At 46.3% G+C, this 20,226-nt stretch carries 16 protein-coding genes; 12 read left to right on the top strand and 4 right to left on the bottom strand.

Annotation, left to right across the window (positions count from 1 at the left end; genetic code table 11):
• The first annotated feature begins 5 nt into the window (after positions 1-5).
• Genes dnaN through gyrB form a run of 3 tightly spaced genes read left to right on the top strand, consistent with a single transcriptional unit; the run spans position 6 to position 4,633 of the window.
• Positions 6-1,109 (top strand): DNA polymerase III subunit beta, encoded by a 1,104-nt coding sequence (gene dnaN, locus EXT46_RS08435; RefSeq protein WP_053911001.1) that lies wholly within the window; start codon positions 6-8, stop codon positions 1,107-1,109.
• A gap of 3 nt (positions 1,110-1,112) precedes the next feature.
• Complete coding sequence (gene recF, locus EXT46_RS08430) at positions 1,113-2,204, top strand: DNA replication/repair protein RecF (RefSeq protein ID WP_130146640.1); 1,092 nt, start codon at positions 1,113-1,115, stop codon at positions 2,202-2,204.
• An 11-nt stretch (positions 2,205-2,215) separates the two neighbouring features.
• Positions 2,216-4,633, top strand: a complete 2,418-nt coding sequence (gyrB, locus tag EXT46_RS08425) for a DNA topoisomerase (ATP-hydrolyzing) subunit B (RefSeq protein WP_130146638.1) — start codon at positions 2,216-2,218, stop codon at positions 4,631-4,633.
• 79 nt (positions 4,634-4,712) lie between these two features.
• On the opposite strand, the gene EXT46_RS08420 is transcribed toward gyrB, so the two are convergent.
• Positions 4,713-5,852 carry a S8 family serine peptidase gene (locus EXT46_RS08420; RefSeq protein ID WP_130146635.1) on the bottom strand — a complete coding sequence of 380 codons (1,140 nt, stop codon included), beginning with the start codon at positions 5,850-5,852 and terminating at the stop codon, positions 4,713-4,715.
• 290 nt (positions 5,853-6,142) lie between these two features.
• On the opposite strand from EXT46_RS08420, the gene glyQ reads away from it, so the two are divergent.
• The 3 genes from glyQ to EXT46_RS08405 all read left to right on the top strand — a co-directional run bounded on the left by glyQ (position 6,143) and on the right by EXT46_RS08405 (position 9,682).
• On the top strand, positions 6,143-7,042 hold the full coding sequence (glyQ, locus tag EXT46_RS08415; protein ID WP_026111100.1) for a glycine--tRNA ligase subunit alpha: 900 nt from the start codon (positions 6,143-6,145) through the stop codon (positions 7,040-7,042).
• Between the two features lie 8 nt (positions 7,043-7,050).
• Positions 7,051-9,120, top strand: coding sequence for a glycine--tRNA ligase subunit beta (gene glyS / locus EXT46_RS08410; protein WP_130146633.1), 2,070 nt, complete (start codon positions 7,051-7,053; stop codon positions 9,118-9,120).
• 109 nt (positions 9,121-9,229) lie between these two features.
• Positions 9,230-9,682: a hypothetical protein gene (locus EXT46_RS08405; RefSeq protein ID WP_053911106.1), complete on the top strand. Its 453-nt coding sequence runs from the start codon at positions 9,230-9,232 to the stop codon at positions 9,680-9,682.
• Between the two features lie 3 nt (positions 9,683-9,685).
• Here EXT46_RS08405 and tusA read toward each other — a convergent pair whose 3' ends face one another.
• The 3 genes from tusA to fadB all read right to left on the bottom strand — a co-directional run bounded on the left by tusA (position 9,686) and on the right by fadB (position 13,362).
• The gene (tusA, locus tag EXT46_RS08400) at positions 9,686-9,925 is read right to left on the bottom strand and encodes a sulfurtransferase TusA (protein ID WP_022944865.1); all 240 of its coding nucleotides are present in this window, start codon (positions 9,923-9,925) and stop codon (positions 9,686-9,688) included.
• 108 nt (positions 9,926-10,033) lie between these two features.
• A complete protein-coding gene (fadA, locus tag EXT46_RS08395) occupies positions 10,034-11,197 on the bottom strand; it encodes an acetyl-CoA C-acyltransferase FadA (protein ID WP_045979470.1) in 1,164 nt (387 codons plus the stop codon).
• A 2-nt stretch (positions 11,198-11,199) separates the two neighbouring features.
• Complete coding sequence (fadB, locus tag EXT46_RS08390; RefSeq protein ID WP_130146631.1) at positions 11,200-13,362, bottom strand: fatty acid oxidation complex subunit alpha FadB; 2,163 nt, start codon at positions 13,360-13,362, stop codon at positions 11,200-11,202.
• Between the two features lie 301 nt (positions 13,363-13,663).
• On the opposite strand from fadB, the gene EXT46_RS08385 reads away from it, so the two are divergent.
• From EXT46_RS08385 to EXT46_RS19015, 6 genes are all read left to right on the top strand, one after another.
• Positions 13,664-15,547 (top strand): transglycosylase SLT domain-containing protein, encoded by a 1,884-nt coding sequence (locus EXT46_RS08385; RefSeq protein WP_130146629.1) that lies wholly within the window; start codon positions 13,664-13,666, stop codon positions 15,545-15,547.
• A gap of 60 nt (positions 15,548-15,607) precedes the next feature.
• Positions 15,608-16,930, top strand: a complete 1,323-nt coding sequence (pepQ, locus tag EXT46_RS08380; protein WP_130146627.1) for a Xaa-Pro dipeptidase — start codon at positions 15,608-15,610, stop codon at positions 16,928-16,930.
• A gap of 59 nt (positions 16,931-16,989) precedes the next feature.
• Positions 16,990-17,604, top strand: a complete 615-nt coding sequence (locus tag EXT46_RS08375; protein ID WP_053910993.1) for a YigZ family protein — start codon at positions 16,990-16,992, stop codon at positions 17,602-17,604.
• Between the two features lie 39 nt (positions 17,605-17,643).
• On the top strand, positions 17,644-19,095 hold the full coding sequence (locus EXT46_RS08370; RefSeq protein WP_022944859.1) for a TrkH family potassium uptake protein: 1,452 nt from the start codon (positions 17,644-17,646) through the stop codon (positions 19,093-19,095).
• Between the two features lie 720 nt (positions 19,096-19,815).
• Positions 19,816-20,025, top strand: a complete 210-nt coding sequence (locus EXT46_RS08365) for an EF-hand domain-containing protein (protein WP_022946908.1) — start codon at positions 19,816-19,818, stop codon at positions 20,023-20,025.
• 58 nt (positions 20,026-20,083) lie between these two features.
• The coding region (locus tag EXT46_RS19015) for a calmodulin (RefSeq protein ID WP_130146625.1) at positions 20,084-20,226 on the top strand (143 nt) is incomplete at its 3' end.

Here is a 20,226-nt window from a genome sequence, read left to right as displayed (position 1 = left end):
GCCTTATGCAAATTACTATCGCTAGAGATCAGTTTTTAAAACCACTCATGCAAGTGTCTGGTGCTATTGAGAGAAAACATACCCTGCCAATTCTTTCAAATGTATTGCTAGAGGTGCGTGATGGTCAACTTTATATGACTGGGACAGACCTTGAGATAGAGCTTGTTGCCTCGGTCACTTTGGAGGAGCCCACTGCCGATACTAAGATTACTTTGCCAGCTAAAAAGCTCTTAGATATCTGTAAAAGTTTGCCTGATGGCAGTGACATCAACTTAAACTCGCAAGAGCATCAGGTGGTACTGACCAGTGGTAAAAGCCGCTTTGCGCTATTGTCGTTGGCGGCCGAAGACTTTCCTAATTTAGAACAGTGGGATGGTGAGGTTGAGTTTCAGCTAAGCCGTATGGAACTGAGAAAGCTACTCGAGAACACCCACTTTTCCATGGCGAATCAGGATGTTCGTTATTACCTCAATGGTATGTCATTTGAATTAGAGAATGATGAAATAAAAACCGTTGCCACCGATGGCCACCGCCTCGCATTAGCGTTTAAAAAGTTACCTCAATCGCTTAATTCGCAGCGCCAACTTATAGTGCCACGCAAGGGCGTGCAAGAAATCATGCGGTTAATGCCGGCAGATGATAATCCTGTGACTATTCAGTTTGGTGCCAATCATATTCGAATTAGCGATGCAGAGTTTACATTTACTAGTAAATTAGTTGATGGGCGCTTCCCTGATTATCGCCGCGTTTTACCTCGTGGGGGTGACAAGATTATTACTGCAAATCGGGAGTGGCTACGCAATGCTCTGCACCGAGTGTCTATTTTGTCTAACGAAAAGTTTCGTGGTGTGCGCTTAAATTTGAGTAATGGCTTATTAAAAGTCAGTGCCAATAACCCAGAGCAAGAACAGGCCGAAGAAGTTGTCGAGGTTATGTATCAAGGTGATGAGTTAGAAATCGGTTTTAATGTTTCTTATTTGCTGGATGTTCTAAACACGGTAAAAACTGAAGACGTTACAATTACGCTTGCCGATTCGAATAGTAGTGCGCTGATGGAAGCGACAGGTGATAGTGAAGCGCTCTACGTTGTTATGCCTATGCGTCTATAGATAATGAGCATTACTTCTCTCAGCCTCAATGATTTTCGAAATGTTGAGGCTGTTTCTTTATCTCCCCAAGACATAAATATCATCTACGGGGAGAATGGCAGCGGCAAGACTAGTTTTCTCGAAGCCATATACTTCCTTTCCCATGGACGTTCTTTTCGTACCAATAAGTATCGCAACGTGATTCGTCATGGGGCGCAAAAATTTACTCTGCACGCAAAAAAGTACAGTAATAATCTCACCATCCCAATGGGGATAAGTAAAAATGTACAGGGTGAGACCCAAGTCCGTATTCAGGGAAAAGCAAGCCGACGTATATCAGACTTAGCTCAGGTATTGCCTGTGCAAGTCATCACACCTGAAAGTTACTCCTTCTTCTTTGGTGGACCGAAGGAGCGACGGGCATTTATTGATTTGGGTGTGTTCCACGTGGAACATGAGTTTTTAAATGCTTGGCAAAACTTTAACCGCATACTTAAACAACGTAATGCTTTACTGAAGCAAAGGCCCCGGGATATCAAGCTTCAACTTGCTGTATGGGATAAAGAATTTGTCCGTTTGGCACAGCACATTACGGCGCTAAGAGAATCTTATATTGAGAGGTTTAAAGCGCATTTTTTTGATAGACTGTGTGCTGAACTTGAATTGATGCAAGGCCTGAAAATCGAGTTCCATTGCGGGTGGAAACAGTCAGATTCACTCGCTGATGTACTGTCAGAAAACCTCGAACGCGACCTTGCACGTGGATATACATCGAGAGGGCCCCATAAGGCGGATATAACGATAAAAACCGATGTGGGTGCAGCAGAGCATGTCTTTTCAAGAGGACAGCTAAAACTGCTTTTATATGCGCTTAAAGTAGCGCAAAATAGCTTAATTGAAAAAGAGACCGGGAAGCAGTCACTGTTGCTAATAGACGACTTACCCTCGGAGCTCAGTGAAGATACAAAGCGCAAGGTGGGCCAATTATTATCCCATTGCCAAGCGCAAATATTTATAACGACAATTGAGTCCGAAAGTGTCTCTGCCGTGTTAGAAGCTTTGGATAGAACTGAAGCTTTGTTCCACGTGAAACATGGCGAACTAATAACAAGATAAATGGAAACACCATGTCTGAAAATTACGATTCATCAAGTATTAAAGTACTGAAAGGATTAGATGCAGTACGAAAACGGCCAGGAATGTACATTGGTGATACCGATGATGGCACCGGTTTACACCATATGGTTTTCGAAGTCGTCGATAACTCAATCGATGAGGCACTAGCAGGGTACTGTGACGACATCTTCGTAACTATCCACACCGATGGCTCAGTATCAGTTCGCGACAATGGTCGTGGTATCCCAACTGAAATCCATGAAGAGGAAGGAGTCTCAGCGGCTGAGGTTATCATGACCGTACTACACGCCGGTGGTAAATTTGATGATAACTCATACAAGGTATCCGGTGGTCTGCATGGTGTAGGTGTTTCGGTCGTTAACGCATTATCAGAAAAGCTGGCGCTGGAAATTCGCCGCGAAGGTAAATTACATAAGCAAACCTACACCATGGGTGAGCCTGATGCGCCGCTTTCTGTGATTGGTGATTCGGAAACCTCAGGCACAGAAATTCGCTTCTGGCCGAGCTCAGAAACATTCAGCGATATTAACTTCCATTACGATATTTTAGCTAAACGCTTACGAGAATTATCATTTCTGAACTCTGGCGTATCTATCATTTTGACCGATGAGCGCGAGGAAGATAAGCGTGACCACTTTAAATATGAAGGTGGTATACAAGCTTTCGTTGAATACTTGAACCGCAAGAAAACACCAGTTCATCAAAATGTTTTCCACTTCACCCATGAGCGTGAAGATGGCATCAGCGTTGAAGTATCGATGCAGTGGAACGATGGCTTCCAAGAAAGTATTTTCTGCTTTACCAATAATATTCCTCAACGTGATGGTGGAACGCACTTAGCCGGTTTCCGTGCAGCGCTCACCCGTACGTTGAATGGTTATATGGAAAAAGAAGGCCTTAACAAAAAAGCCAATGCGTCGACCAGTGGCGATGATGCCCGTGAAGGTCTAACCGCTGTTGTTAGCGTTAAAGTGCCAGATCCTAAGTTCTCATCGCAAACCAAAGATAAACTTGTTTCCAGCGAAGTGAAATCTGCTGTTGAGCAAGCGATGGCTGAAAAGTTAGGTGAGTTCTTACTTGAGAACCCAAGTGATGCAAAAGTCGTTGTCAGTAAAATAATTGACGCCGCACGTGCGCGTGAAGCAGCGCGTAAAGCGCGTGAAATGACGCGTCGCAAAGGAGCCATGGATTTAGCCGGCCTACCTGGTAAGCTAGCTGACTGCCAAGAGAAAGACCCTGCGGAGTCTGAACTTTACATAGTGGAGGGTGACTCAGCAGGTGGCTCTGCGAAGCAGGGGCGCAATCGTAAAAACCAAGCTATCTTGCCACTTAAGGGTAAAATCCTAAACGTTGAAAAAGCCCGTTTTGATAAAATGCTTAGCTCGCAAGAGGTGGCTACGCTCATTACGGCGTTAGGTTGTGGTATTGGCCGTGATGAATACGACCCTGAAAAGCTTCGCTATCATCGTATCATTATCATGACCGATGCTGACGTGGATGGCTCGCACATCCGTACTCTGCTACTGACTTTCTTTTATCGTCAAATGCCAGAAATCATTGAGCGTGGTTATGTCTATATTGCTCAGCCACCGCTGTACAAAATTAAAAAAGGTAAGCAAGAGCGGTATATCAAAGATGATAATGCACTCGTTGAGTACTTAACTTCTCTCGCACTAAACGGTGCCGCACTGTATACCAGTGAGGGAGCAAATGCCATTCAAGATAACGCGCTAGAGAATCTAGTTCGCGATTATCAGAGCACCGAAAAAGTTATTGAACGTTTAGCGAGAAAATATCCATCTTCAATGATGAATAGCTTAATCTACCAACCTCGTATTAGTGAGTCTGAGCTTGATAATGAAGAGAAAGTGTTAGCATGGACGAAAACACTGGTAGAAGATTTAATTGCTAAAGATGAAGATGCGGCTATTTTCAGCGCACACACGCAATTCGACGAAGAGCGTAAACTCTATTATCCGCTGATCAATATTCGTCAGCACGGGGTTGATAAAGTCTATGTACTGAACCACGATTTCTTAACCTCCAAAGATTATCAGCGTATTAGTGTTACAGGTGAGAAAATCACAGACCTGATGCAAGAAGGCGCTTATGTTCAACGCGGGGAGAAAACGCAGCCAGTGAGCAGCTTTGTTGAAGCACTAGAGTGGTTAATTGCCGATTCTAAGCGTGGCCTATACACCCAACGCTACAAAGGACTGGGTGAGATGAACCCTGATCAGTTGTGGGAAACGACGATGGATCCTAGTGCTCGCCGCATGCTTAAAGTGACCATTGAAGACGCTATAGCGGCAGACCAGTTGTTTGCAACTCTAATGGGTGACCAAGTAGAGCCGCGCCGTGACTTTATCGAGCAAAACGCACTTCGTGTTGTGAATCTAGATGTGTAGAAATACAGCTTAATAACGATATAACTAAAAGCCCTTACATAAACATGTAAGGGCTTTTTTGTTGATTTAATACTTAATATTATAGATGGATAATATCATCGGCATTGCCATCAGGATCGTTCAACGCCGAACCATCCGTGCCTGGGTTACCATTGCTCATCATGATCACTGCGCACGCCGCTGGTGAGGCCATTGATGTGCCAGACATCGTGGTAGTGCCACCTCCTTGGCGTGTAGAAAGAATACCGACTCCAGGTGCGGCATAATCGATAGGTGGGTTGCCAAAGTTACTGAAACTAGCAAAGCGGTCGCTGCTATCCGTTGCTGAAATAGTATAAACCCGGTTATGAGAAGCGCTCGCTGGAGAGACATTATTGGCATCTTGGCTTTCATTGCCTGCAGCCACTACAAAAAAAGCCCCCGATTGTTGTGCGGCATTTTCGACCGCATCGTTAAGCTCCTGATTGAAGCCTCCGCCTAAACTCATATTTGCACAGTCGCCTGGTGAGGCATTAGCGGCGACATGATCAATACCTGCTAGTACCCCAGACCAGCTGCCAGAACCGCGAGAATCGAGCACTTTTACAGGGACCACATCAGCACCTGCAGCAACACCAACGACATCGATACCGTTATTAAGAGCAGCGATAGTGCCGGCGACATGAGTACCATGACCATTGCCATCATCCATATCTGCGTCACGCCCTTTAGTAAATGCGGTGAAGCCACGGTTAGCATCAACGTTGAGGTCAGCATGGTCTAAGTCAATACCGGTATCGAGTACCCACGCGGTATAGCCAGAACCATCCACTGGACCGCCAACACGCGTGACACTCCAAGGCGTTTGCTGAGATTGACTGCCACCGCCGCCGGGTTTACCTTTTTTTGCTGGCGAGGCATAGGCAATGCCATCCTCGGTGAAGCGCATCACATCGGCATCGTCTGCAAATACCGTTTTCGCTTTAGCGCAGCTCATATTAACAGCCATACCTTTGATCGCATTTTTATATAGGTGCTTGGCTTGAGCTTGTGCTTTAGTCAACATACCGCGTGCTTTACCTTCGACATCAAAGCGAGAAACCGAGTCATTAAAACGGATAATACAGGTATTATCGATCTCCATCTGTGCCGCCATGCCAGTAAAACTAGGGGCGCTTTGTGCAGTGGCTATACCGGTGGATGCAGCGAATACCGCTGTGGCTAAAAGTGTCTTTTTCATTTCGAATCCTATCTTAGTTATAGTTTATTGGTTGTTAGTGTGGTTAACACTAATTTAACAAAGCTAGACTACTTTGCTGATAATGCAATAAAGAAGAATTGAAAATACGAATAATGAACTAGGCGAGAAGAAATAATTCAGTGATTGTTAAATGAATAGATTATGAATGTGAAAGGAAGGGGTTGCTAGCTACAGAGCCACTGTAAAAGAAACTGCTTAAAACACGGCGTGGCAGCAGGTATACTGTGAGCAATAAAACCGCACTCAAAGCAGCAGAATCTAACCTCATTATGCAAAAATACGACTTACAAACCTTTCAGGGCCTTATCCTAGCGTTACAGGATTACTGGGCACAGCAGGGCTGTGTTATTGCACAGCCTTTTGATCTAGAAGTGGGCGCAGGCACGTTTCATCCACTCACCTTTTTAAAAGCCGTTGGCCCAGAGCCAATGTCGAGTGCGTATGTACAGCCTTGTCGCCGTCCTACCGATGGCCGCTATGGTGAAAACCCTAACCGTCTACAGCATTACTATCAATTTCAGGTAGTTTTAAAGCCGTCTCCAGACAATATCCAAGACCTATACTTGGGTTCACTCGCTGCATTGGGAATTGACACACTTAAGCATGAAGTCCGTTTTGTTGAAGACAACTGGGAATCGCCAACTCTGGGTGCTTGGGGATTAGGATGGGAAGTGTGGCTAAATGGCATGGAAGTTACGCAGTTCACCTATTTCCAGCAAGTAGGGGGGCTTGAATGTGCGCCAGTAACCGGCGAAATCACCTATGGTCTAGAGCGCTTAGCCATGTATATTCAAGGTGTGGACAGTATTTACGACCTTGTGTGGGCTGACGGCCCGATGGGCAAAGTGACTTATGGTGATGTTTTCCACCAAAACGAAGTAGAGCAGTCGAAATACAATTTTGAACATGCCGACGTTGATGCGCTATTTAAGCAATTCGACCAGTGCGAAAAGGAAAGTCAAAAACTCATAGAAGCAGAGTTGCCATTACCAGCTTATGAGCAAGTGATGAAGGCATCGCATGCATTCAACCTTCTCGATGCACGTCACGCTATCTCAGTGACAGAAAGACAACGTTATATTCTGCGCGTTAGAGCCTTATCTAAAGCCTGTGCAGAAAGCTACTACGCGGCGCGTGAAGCGCTCGGATTCCCGCTGTGTAAGGATTAAGAATACCTATGTTACAACAGAATCTTTTAGTCGAAATTGGTACTGAAGAGTTACCACCGAAATCTCTGCGCACACTTGCAGAGGCCTTTGCTGATGCATTAACCGCACAACTGGATGAGCTTACTCTCGGGCACCAAGGTGTGCAATGGTATGCATCGCCTCGCCGGTTGGGGTTGATGGTGTTGCAACTGGACGAAAAACAACAAGACAAAGTGGTCGAGAAGCGTGGCCCAGCAGTCAAGGCTGCGTTTGACGCCGATGGCAACCCAACCAAAGCGGCATTGGGTTGGGCTCGTGGCTGTGGTATTGACGTCAGTGATGCGGAGCGCCATACCACCGATAAAGGCGAGTGGTTACTACACAAGGCCAATGTTCCTGGTCAGGCGGTACAAGAGCTGATTGTAGACGCAGTAGCTAAGGCATTAACTAAACTACCTATCCCTAAACCTATGCGTTGGGGAGCTAACAAGACCCAGTTTATTCGCCCGGTTCACACCGCGACCATTTTCTACGGTGCCAGCTTAGTTCAGGGTGAAATTCTTGGTAAAGCGATCGGTAACGAGCTTCAGGGGCATCGCTTCCATCACCCAGAGAAAGTCGCTATTCATCACGCCGATGAGGCGCTAGTTAAGCTGCAGGAAGCCTACGTTGTCGCGGATTACGAGGCGCGCAAAGCGATGATCCGTAATCAAATTGATGCCGCTGCAGCAAAAGTGGGTGCCCAGGTCGCGATGGATGAAGAACTGTTAGAGGAAGTGACCTCGCTGGTTGAATGGCCGGTGACGTTAACCGCCTCTTTTGAAGAAGAGTTCTTGGATGTGCCAGATGAAGCACTGATCTACACCATGAAAGACGACCAAAAATACTTCCCGCTGCTCGATAGCAATGGCAAGCTGATTAATAAATTCTTATTTGTTTCCAATATTGAGAGCAAAGACCCAAGTGTAGTGATCTCTGGAAATGAGAAAGTAGTGCGCCCACGTTTGGCTGATGCACAGTTCTTTTATGAGGCTGATAAAAAGAAAACATTGGAAAGCCGCTTAGCGTCTCTTGATTCCGTGTTGTTCCAAAAGCAACTAGGTACCCTGAAAGATAAATCAGAGCGAATTAGTGCGCTATCAGGCTACATTGCTGAGCAATTGAGTGCCGATAAAGCGTTAGCAGAGCGGGCCGGTTTGCTAAGTAAAACCGACCTGATGACAGAGATGGTGATGGAGTTCACTGATGTTCAAGGCGTGATGGGGATGCATTATGCACGTCATGACGGCGAGCATGAAGATGTCGCCAATGCCATGAACGAGCAATATATGCCGCGTTTCTCTGGGGATGAATTACCACATAGCACTATCGCTTGTGCTGTGGCTCTGGCAGATAAGTTCGACACCTTAGTGGGTATTTTTGGTATCGGCCAAGCTCCGAAAGGTGACAAGGACCCATTTGCCCTGCGTCGTGCAGCAATTGGCGCACTTCGGATTATGGTAGAGAAGCAACTCTCTTTAGATGTGCTTGATATTATTGCCAAAGCACAGCAACTTTTTGCTGATAAGCTCAGTAACAGCAATGTCGCTGAGGATGTATTTGATTTTCTCCTAGGGCGTTTCCGTACTTGGTATCAAGAGCAGGGTATTGCCGTTGATGTGATTCAGGCTGTGTTGGCGCGTCGACCTTCTAAACCTCTTGATTTCGACCTGCGTGTAAAGGCGGTAAGCCATTTCCGTAGCTTAGAGCCTGCAGAAGCGCTGGCTGCGGCAAATAAACGAGTGGGTAACATCCTCAGCAAAAATGACATCAAGGAAGTCGGTGCCATTGATAAAGCGTTACTTCAAGAGCCAGCCGAGCAGACTTTGGCTGAGCAAGTAGCGGCCTATCAAGCGAAGTTATCGCCATTGTATGAACAGGGCGATTATCAGCAGGCATTAAGTGAATTGGCCAATATTCGTCAAAGTGTTGATGCCTTTTTCGATAACGTAATGGTGATGGCCGACGATGATGCCGTTAAGAACAATCGCTTGGCGCTATTGTCACAATTACAATCGCTGTTTCTGCAAGTGGCTGACATTTCTGTTTTACAGAAATAGTGAGTATTTTTCATAGTGATAGTAAAAGCCAGCATTAAGCTGGCTTTTTTATTGAAGCCTTTGCACTAATTTCTTAGACTGGAGAAAAGTGCGCTTAAAGTGGAAACAAATAATAATGACAAAGCAAATTCCGTTACTCGTTTCAGCCTTACTATTAGGGGCTTGCTCAAGCTCAGTGACTATCGATGATATCGTGCCTGCTGAGGAAGTGAAAAAGCCGTTATTCTTGCGTGGCGATTTCTCGTTGTGGGATGCGCAGCCAGAGTATCAAATGCAACGGGTGGCGCCAGCCATCTATGAGACCAAAATTCGCTTCTCTACGCCGGGGAAGGCCTATGAGTTCAAAATAGCCGATGCCCAGTGGAGTGCTGGTTATAATTGCGGTTATCTTGACGAAGGGCTCGATAAAACGTTAGAGCTCGGCCTACCGGTTCAAGCAGACTGCAACAGCGTGTACAACTATTTTAGCTTTACGCCAGAAGAGAAAGGTTGGTACAAAGTGTCTATCAATTTCTCACGCTTTAAAAAGCCCTTGGTAACAGTCAACCAAGTGTTTGAATAAGGCCTACTGGCCTTTTCTGATCAAATACTGATACGGGGCTTGCTCGGTTTTCTGGGCCACCAAGGTGTGGTCCATAAAACGACAAAAACTGGGAATATCACGAGTCGTTGAAGGGTCATCAGCGGTGATCAGCAGGGTCTCGCCTTGGCGCATTTTGCGCACGGTGCCGCGTACCATCATCACCGGTTCGGGGCAACGTAGGCCCATGGCGTCAAGAACATGGTCGGCTTGGTCAAAGTTCATTGGTGTCGTTGCCTTAGAATAAAAGCGCTAGTTTACCCAAACTTTAGATAAGAAAAAAGGCGGGAGCAATAATGCTTAACCCGCCTTTTTGTCACCAAGCTGATGTGGCTATGGACGTTCGAACACCGTAGCAATACCTTGGCCTAAACCAATACACATGGTTGCAAGGCCGTATTTAGCGTCCTTATCTTCCATAATATTGATAAGCGTGGTGCTAATACGTGAACCGGAGCAACCCAATGGATGCCCAAGTGCAATTGCACCGCCATTTAGATTCACTTTTTCATCGACCTTATCCAGTAGACCTAAGTCTTTTAGCACCGGTAAAGACTGCGCTGCGAATGCTTCATTAAGCTCAGCAACGTCAATATCATCAATGCTGATGCCTGCCTGTGCCAATGCCTTCTTGGTCGCAGGTACCGGACCATAACCCATGATTGATGGATCGCAGCCGGCGACCGCCATTGACTTAACCCGAGCACGAATTGGCAAGCCTAGCTCTTTAGCTTTGTCTTCACTCATAACCAACATGGCAGAAGCACCGTCAGACAACGCTGAAGATGTGCCTGCAGTGACGCTACCAGAAGCCGGGTTAAATACAGGACGAAGCTGAGATAAACCCTCGACGGTGGTTTCTGGACGAATAACTTCATCATCTTCAACCAAGGTCAATGCACCACTTTCATCATGGCCTTCCATCGGCAGAATCTCGCTTTTAAAGCGACCTTCTACTGTCGCTGCATGAGCGCGTTGGTGTGAGCGAGCGCCGAACTGGTCCTGTTGCTCGCGGCTAATACCGTGCAAGGTGGCAAGGTATTCAGCGGTTAGGCCCATCACACCTGCGGCTTGAGCTACAGAAGTAGCGAGCCCTGGGTGGAAATCATTACCATGGGTCATCGGTACATGGCCCATATGCTCCACACCTCCGATAAGGTAAGTGTCGCCAGCACCGGTCATAATTGCGCGTGCCGCATCATGCAACGCTTGCATTGATGAGCCGCATAACCGGTTTACAGTAACTGCTGGCACTGTGTGTGGAATACCCGCTAACAGTGCGGCGTTACGGCCGACGTTAAAGCCTTGTTCTAAGGTTTGCTGTACACAACCCCAATAGATGTCGTCTATTGACGCAGGATCCACAGCAGGGTTGCGCTCTAACAGGCCTTTCATCAAGTGGGCACTAAGGTCCTCAGCACGCTTGTGGCGGAATACGCCATTTTTTGAGCGGCCCATAGGTGTACGAATACAATCGACGATGACAACATTATTCATGATTATTGTCCCTCCACTTGATAAAACACGCGGCCTTGCTCGGCCCATTGACGTGTTTGGTCAGATACTTGGTAAATCGCACCAAGGTGTGCGTACTTATCGGCAGTTGCTACAAAGTTAGCTAGGCCGACTTGGTCTAAATAGCGGAATACACCGCCTCTGAACGGCGGGAAGCCAATACCATATACCAATGCCATGTCTGCTTCTTGAGGTGAAGCAATGATGTTTTCTTGAAGGCAAAGTAATACTTCGTTTATCATCGGCACCATACAGCGGTCGATCATTTCCTGCTTATCAACGTCTTTCTCACTGTCGCTCAGCGTTGATAGTAATTTTAACGCCTCGTCATCATGGCTCTTCTTCAAACGGCCACGGCGATCAGGGGCATAGCTGTAGAAGCCTTTGCCATTTTTCTGACCGTAGCGTTTAGCTTCTGCAAATACGGCGACCGGATCTTTCTCTTGGCGAGCCATACGCTCAGGGAAGCCTTCAGCCATCACGCCAGTACAATGGAAGGCGGTATCAATACCTACCACGTCTAGTAGGTAGGCGGGCCCCATCGGCCAACCAAAGACATTTTCCATGACTTTATCGATTTTTGCGAAGCTGATTCCTTCGCTAACCATTTTGCTGAAGCCAGCAAAGTAGGGGAAAAGCACACGGTTTACGAAAAACCCTGGGCAGTCATTCACAACGATAGGCGATTTACCTAGCTTAAGGGCATAGTCGACTACAGCGTTAATGGTATCTTCTGAGGTTTTTTCGCCACGAATCACTTCTACCAAAGGCATCTTTGGAACGGGGTTGAAAAAGTGCATACCGCAGAATTTTTCAGGTTTCTCTAGCGCTGTGGCAAGTTCATCAATACGAATAGTAGACGTATTTGATGTTAGTACAGCATTGTCACCTAAGGTTTTCTCAAGGTCGCTTAATACCGCTTTTTTCACCTTCGGATTCTCAACCACGGCTTCAACTACGATATCAGCACTTTGCACATCCGCATCGTTGAGAGTCGGTTTGATTTTTCCTAGTACGCCGACCATCTTATCCATGTTCATATGGCCGCGTTTTACTTTTTTACCAAGTAGCTTTGCTGCCTCGCCCATACCTAAGTCGAGAGCATCTTGGTTAATGTCTTTCATGACAATAGGTGTGCCTTTATAGGCTGACTGGTAAGCAATACCGCCGCCCATAATGCCTGCACCTAGTACCGCAGCTTGGTTGATGGTGACACTACTACCCTTGGCTTGCTTTTTAGCTTTGCCTTTAATGAACTGATCGTTCAAGAAAATACCGGTTAGCGCAGCAGCTTCATTGGTTTTAGCCAGCTTGGCGAAGTTGGCATTTTCTACTGCCATGGCTTCGTCGCGACTCATATTTGCGGCTTCTTTAATGGTTTTCACTGCAAGCACGGGCGCTGGGTAGTGGCCTTTAGTTTTGCCCATAACCATGCCTTCGGCCATGGCAAAGCTCATGCCTTGCTCCACCTTATTCATCTTCAATGGCGCTTGTTTTGTTGCGCGGCGCTTTTGCCAATCAAGCTTACCCGCAATGGCTTGCTCCAGCATGTTGATACATGCATCAACAAGTACGTCATCAGCAACCACAGCATCAAGTGCACCTACTTTTAGTGCATCATTGGCGCGGTTTTCCTGACCCGTAGTGATCCAAGTCATGGCATTGTCTGCACCGATGATACGAGGTAAACGCACGGTGCCACCAAAGCCGGGCATAATACCCAGTTTGGTCTCAGGTAAACCGATTTTAGCTTTGCTGCTACCAACACGGAAATCAGTCGCCAGAACCCACTCACAGCCACCGCCAAGAGCCATACCATTGATGGCACTGATAGTAGGGAAAGGTAAGTCTTCTAAAGCATCAAACACATCGGTTGCGTTTTTAATCCAGCTTACAAGCTCCTGCTCTGGTCTTTGGAAAGTGGGTAGGAATTCAAAAATATCAGCACCAACGATGAAGTGATCTTTATCGCTGGTAAATACCATGCCTTTAATGTCGTCACGTTGACGTAATTCTTTGATGGCCTCTAAGCAGTCGTTTAAGGTTTGTTGAGATAGTTTATTCACTGAACCAGGTACAGTGAACTTAAACTCAGCAATTTGGTCCTTTATAAAAGAGACTACAAAGGAATCGCTCTGAAATATCATGGGTATCTCCCTTTGTTTCATGTGAAACTGGTACGATGAGTTGGGTTTTCGATCAGTGTCGCGTCTTTAATCCGAAAATGCAATGAAAATTTCCGGCTAAAATTTACATTCGGTTAAAAATTAACGCTGATACGAGATGCGACCAAAACACGTATAGATGCGGTTACTAAAGGTCAAAACTCATCCATTAATGTAGTACAGTTAAGATGGCTCGTTGAACCAATAATGGTAACGTGCCTTTTTGAGCATTTTTAGTGTTATTCCGTTACCTGTGTTTCGCGCGATAAAACGTAGGATTATCATGAAACGATTTATACATGTGTTACTGGCTGCATCCCTACTGCACGCCTCCAGTGCTTCTTTAGCCAGTGACAATGACGATTTTTTAGAGGCGGAAAAGGTGGCCTGGTCAGGCAACTATAAAGAGTTTAAGCGCCTCAATAGCCAACTCGATCACCCCCTTAAGCCTTATGTCGAGATGGCCTTTTATAAACGCCATCCGCAGTTAAAATATCAAACAGAAATAGAGCGCTTTTTAAGCGTGTACCAAAATACTCCCCTCGAGTGGCCGGTTCGTCGAGCCTGGCTTAACTACTTAGCTAAAAGAGGACGAAAAGCCGACTTTGTTGCTAACTATCAACCGACAAGCGATGCGCAGTTAAAGTGCCAGTACCTAGATTTTCAATTGCAACTAGGTGCCCCTGAGCGAGCAATATTAGCGCAAGTTGCTGATCTCTGGGTGGTTGGACAATCTCAACCGAAACAGTGTGATTCCTTGTTCGCTAAGTGGCGTGATGCTGGGATGCAAACCCCACAACGGGTATGGCAACGGGTAGGGCTGGCAGCACGAGAGGGCGAACACCACTTGCTGCGCTACCTGAAAACATTGCTACCGAAAAATGAGCGTTATTTAGCGGATTTATATTCTGCGGTGCGCAAAGACCCCAGTGCTGCAGCAGGTTTGTACCGATTCAAAAACAAAAGCAGCAAAGAAGCGGAAATTGCCCATTATGGCGTTAAGCGTTTGGTATGGCGAGATCCGGAACTAGCGATTCGAGCATGGACCAAACTCGATAACATGTTCACTTTTACCGATGAGCAACGTCAGGAAATTAACTATGCCTTTGCTTATGCATTAGCGGTAAAACAGCATGATGAAGCGAAGTTTTGGTTAAATAAAGTGCCCGATGCGGGCCATGATAAAAAGCTCATGCAGTGGCATCTGGCGAATATGCTCAGAGAGCAAGATTGGCCAAGGATATCAGCATACTTCACTAATAAAACCAATCTCAGCAATGGCCATAAATACTGGCTTGCATACAGCTATTTTCGTCAAGGGCGGGCACAAGAGGCTCAAGATATATGGCTGCCGCTGGCACAACAACGAGATTATTATGGCTTTCTTGCCGCCGCACGCTTGGACCAACCGGTTAACCTCAATAGTAAACAGTTGATGTTGCCGCCTGGGTTGAAGGAAAAGGTGGCTCAGGCGCCAGGCTTCAAACGCGCCAAACGTTTGCATGAACTGAAGCGCTACACCAGCGCGCGCAGGGAATGGAATTACCTAATAGACACTTCAAGTGAAGCGGAGAAACTAGCGGCTTCGGTATTAGCCGGTGAACAAGGCTGGCATGACAGTACCATCTTTACATTAGCGCGTATAAAGGCTTGGGATTACGTGGATTTACGCTTCCCTGATGCATTCACCGACTTATTTAAGCGCTATAGCCGCCGCAACAAGGTGGATATGGATTGGAGTATTGCTATTGCTCGGCGTGAGAGCTCTTTTGCTCCGGATGCCCGCTCTCGGGCCAATGCGCGTGGCTTAATGCAGCTTCTTCCTAGCACCGCGAAGTATATTAATCGTAGTACCGTGTCTTCACGGCGTTTGTACGAGCCCAGTACCAATATCAATTTGGGCACCAAGTACCTAAAGTACTTAGAGGGTAAAACTAATGGCAACCAAGTGCTAGCAACAGCGTCTTACAATGCGGGTTATCACCGTGTACGTAAATGGTTACCGGATCAAGCTATGCCTGCGGAACTGTGGATTGAATTGATCCCGTATCGGGAAACGCGCGACTATGTCAAAAATGTATTTGCTTATCGGCAAGTATACCTTACTAAACAAGGCAAAAATGAAAACATCCTAGCGTCTATTCTTGATATGCGCATAGGTGGTTAGCCGCACAGCTGGCGGCTGTGATAGACTGCAGTTAATAATATTTAGCAAAGTGGGTGATACATGAATAAATTAGCGGTGTTATACGCTGAACATATTGCAACCTTGCAAAAGCGCACGCGCGAAATTATCGAACGCGAAAACCTAGACGGTGTTGTTTTCCATTCTGGCCAGGCGAAGCGCCAGTTCTTAGACGATATGTACTACCCGTTTAAGGTGAATCCACAATTTAAGGCCTGGTTGCCAGTGATCGATAATCCACACTGTTGGATTGTCGCGAATGGCACTGATAAGCCAAAGTTGATTTTCTATCGCCCTGTGGACTTTTGGCACAAGGTCCCCGATGAGCCGAATGAGTATTGGGCTGACTACTTTGATATTGAACTGCTAGTGAAACCGGATCAGGTAGAAAAGTTACTACCCTACGATAAGGCACGATTTGCATATATTGGCGAATACTTGGAAGTCGCTCAAGCTTTGGGTTTTGAGCTGATGAATCCAGAGCCGGTAATGAACTTTTATCATTACCACCGTGCCTACAAAACGCAGTACGAACTTGCTTGTATGCGTGAGGCGAATAAAATCGCTGTCCAAGGTCACAAAGCTGCGCGAGATGCGTTTTTCCAAGGCAAGTCTGAATTTGAAATTCAACAAGCCTATCTTTTAGCGACCCAACACAGCGAAAATGACACGCCTTACGGCAACATTGTGGCGCTAAACGAAAACTGCGCCATTTTGCACTACACGCACTTTGATCGTGTTGCTCCTGCTAGCCATCGTTCTTTTTTGATTGATGCTGGTGCGAACTTCAATGGCTACGCAGCCGATATTACTCGAACCTATGACTTTACTGGTGAAGGGGAATTTGCTGAGCTTGTTGCCACTATGAAGCAGCATCAAATTGCACTATGTAACCAGTTAGCGCCTGGCAAGTTGTATGGTGAGTTACACCTTGACTGTCACCAACGTGTGGCGCAAACACTGAGTGACTTTAACATCGTCAACTTATCGGCCGATGAGATCGTTGCCAAAGGCATTACTTCAACATTCTTCCCACATGGTTTAGGCCATCATATTGGTTTACAAGTACATGATGTGGGTGGTTTTATGGCTGACGAGCAGGGCGCACACCAAGAGCCGCCTGAGGGTCACCCGTTCCTGCGTTGTACGCGTAAGATTGAAGCGAATCAAGTATTTACCATTGAACCTGGATTGTACTTTATCGATTCCTTGCTTGGTGATTTAGCAGCGACAGATAATAATCAGCATATTAATTGGGACAAGGTCGCAGAGCTTAAGCCTTTCGGTGGTATTCGTATTGAGGACAATATCATTGTTCACGAAGACAACCTTGAGAATATGACTCGCGAGCTAGAGCTCGATTAACCACCCATTCACTGCGGGGCCTAAGTGCTCCGCAGTTTGCTATCAATGATCCTGCCGTTATGTCTGAATACTCATACCCTAGTGAGCCCTTAAGTTACGAAGAAGAAATCAAAAAGAGCACTTTTATTGTGCATGTGGCGCACACGCCGGATATTAGTGCGGCAAAGGACTTTATCGCCGATATCAATCGCCGTTACCCCGATGCCCGCCATAACTGCTGGGCTCATGTAGCAGGAGCTCCAGGAGGCAGCCATGTGTATGGCTTTTCCGATGATGGCGAGCCCAATGGGACTGCTGGAAAACCAATGCTGAATGTACTCCAAGGCAGTGGCCTTGGCGAAATTTGTGCTGTGACAACGCGTTACTTCGGTGGTATTAAGCTTGGGACCGGTGGGCTGGTTCGTGCCTATGGCGGTACGCTTAATAACGCGCTGGCGCAACTAGTTACCCAGGTTAAGGTGCCTAGTGTGGTACTCATTGGCGACAGTGACTATGCTCTACAGGGAGTCATAGAGCAAAGGTTGCAAACTCACTATCAAGTCCTTGATATTGAGAAGCAATACGATAGCGCCATTCGTTGGCAGATATGTATTGATGAGCGCCAAAGCCATGCAGCGATAAAAGATATCTTTGATTTAAGCCACGGTACTGTTGAGTTAAAAATAAAACAGTAAGACAATAACATGCAAACAAAAGTCACGGCGATGCGCTAGATGCAATACCGCACGATAATAAAAATACTGGGCCAGCTGGTGGCGTTATTCAGCATCACTATGGTGCCGCCAGCCTTGGTCTCGCTAATATACAAAGACGGTGGCGGCTTACCTTTTATTCTCGCTTTTGTCTTTAGCGTCATTGCTGGCTTAATTGCCTACTACCCCAACCGTAATGAGCATGGAGATTTAAAGGCTCGAGAAGGCTTTTTAATTGTGGTGTTGTTTTGGCTGGTGCTGGGCTCGTTCGCATCTTTACCGCTGATTTTTCTAGATGCACCCAAGTTATCGATGGCGGACGCCGTATTTGAGGCCTTTTCTGGGCTGACCACTACCGGTGCGACTGTACTTACAGGCATAGAATATTTACCTAAGTCGGTGCTTTTCTATCGCCAGCAATTACAATGGCTAGGCGGTATGGGGATCATTGTACTAGCCGTTGCCGTGCTCCCTATGCTTGGTGTGGGTGGGATGCAGCTGTACCGTGCTGAGACGCCAGGGCCGGTGAAAGATTCAAAAATGACACCACGAATTGCCGATACGGCAAAACACCTGTGGTATATCTATGTCTCGCTTACCTTAACTTGCACGCTGGCTTATTGGGTTGCGGGAATGAATTGGTTTGATGCGATTTGTCATGCCTTTTCAACCATAGCCATTGGTGGTTTCTCTACCTATGATGCGTCGATGGGGCACTTTGATAGCCCCGTGATTAACCTGATCTGTGTGGTGTTTTTACTAATTGCGGCAATCAACTTTTCACTGCACTATGCAGCTGTGGCCAGTCGTAGTGGCAAAGTTTATTTGCGCGACCCTGAGTTTAAAGCGTTTTTTCTGATTCAAGTGGCGCTCATCATTATCTGTTTCGCAGTGCTTTCCTCTAATAACATTTACGCTAATGGTGATGAAACTCTCGACCAAGCGATGTTTCAGGCCGTTTCCATCAGTACCACCGCCGGTTTTGCGACCGATAACTTCTCCGCTTGGCCGCTGTTTCTACCCATGCTGCTGATCTTTTCCAGTTTTATTGGTGGTTGTGCGGGCTCCACAGGCGGGGGAATGAAAGTAGTGAGGGTGTTTTTACTTTACTTACAAGGTATCCGAGAGCTTAACCGTTTGGTCCACCCGCGCGCCATCTATTCGATTAAGCTAGGTCGTAAAGCCCTACCAGATAAGGTTGTAGAGGCGGTATGGGGCTTTTTCTCTGCCTATGCCTTGGTGTTTGTAATTATTATGATCAGCCTGATGGGGACGGGGCTAGATAATATCACTGCCTTCTCGGCGACCGCCGCCTGCCTTAATAACCTGGGTCCAGGCTTGGGTGAAGTAGCCGCTCACTATGGTGACATTAGTGATAGCGCAAAGTGGATCCTGACATTGGCAATGGTCTTTGGCCGGTTAGAGATATTTACTCTCCTAGTGCTGTTTACCCCAACATTCTGGCGTGGGTGAGGCACGGTCGCTTGCGACAGCGAGTGACTTAACGTCACTCGTTGAGGGCCGAACGCGAAGGCGTGGATGCCTGAGCCGGGCGTCGCTTCAGGATTAATTCCTGCCACCATGCTCTCCCTTTTCTATCTCGTGGCAGTGACTTAACGTCACTCGTTGAGCGGCGTTGAGGCGTGGATACCTAGCGTAGGCACTCAATTGTTTTTTATCTCTTCTGTATTTCTTTTTGTTCTAAATTCCATCTCTTTACTGAACCAAAGATGCGTTGTTGCTAAAAAGCAACACAACGCTTGGTGTGCAGTCGGGGCTCAATCAAAATCCCCTTACAAATAGTCATTTAAGTTTTAAGTTGCTGAATTTTATGAAAATAAACATAAAAAATAATTTATGAGAATGATGGCATTACACTTTCATTCAGTTAAAAGTCACCTTCAGCTCAATCCAGGCAGGTAATTGGCTGAATTCAAGGTGAGAAGTTGCAAAATAACCTCTTGAAAAATATAGATATTATCTTTTAAGCCTGAACTATGTCGCAAAAGAGCAACAGAAAAACATAGTGTAACGGCTCTTAATTCCCCTGATTTACATATATCTACATGATAAATAATGCTTTTTTAATGTTGGCACCGGACTTGTAATAGTCAGGGTGAGTTTAAAACGCAGTAGCAATTAGCACAGAACGTTACTGATACAGATTTCAACAAGTAAAGAAGGATATTGATTATGAAACGCATGACTTCAACTTTAGCACTTATCACTTTAGCAGCTTCAAGCGCAGCGTTTGCAGCAGATTTCTCTACTTTAGATGCAGACGGCAATGGCGCTATCAGCAAGCAAGAAGCAGCAGTGGATGCAGAGCTTAGCAAACACTTCGACAAGCTAGATACCGATGGTAACGGTGAGCTGTCAAAAGAAGAGTTTGAACAAGCTTAAGCGCTTAGTTTAAACATCAATTTCAGATTTTAGTTTTCAGTCCAGAAGGATACTTATTATGAAACGCATGACTTCAACTTTAGCACTTATCACTTTAGCAGCTTCAAGCGCAGCATTTGCAGCAGATTTCTCTACTTTAGATGCAGACGGCAATGGCGCTATCAGCAAGCAAGAAGCAGCAGTGGATGCAGAGCTTAGCAA

Source organism: Pseudoalteromonas sp. CO325X (genome assembly GCF_004208955.1).
GTDB classification, from domain to species: Bacteria; Pseudomonadota; Gammaproteobacteria; order Enterobacterales; family Alteromonadaceae; genus Pseudoalteromonas; species Pseudoalteromonas ruthenica.
This window is presented reverse-complemented; position numbering and strand designations above follow the sequence as displayed.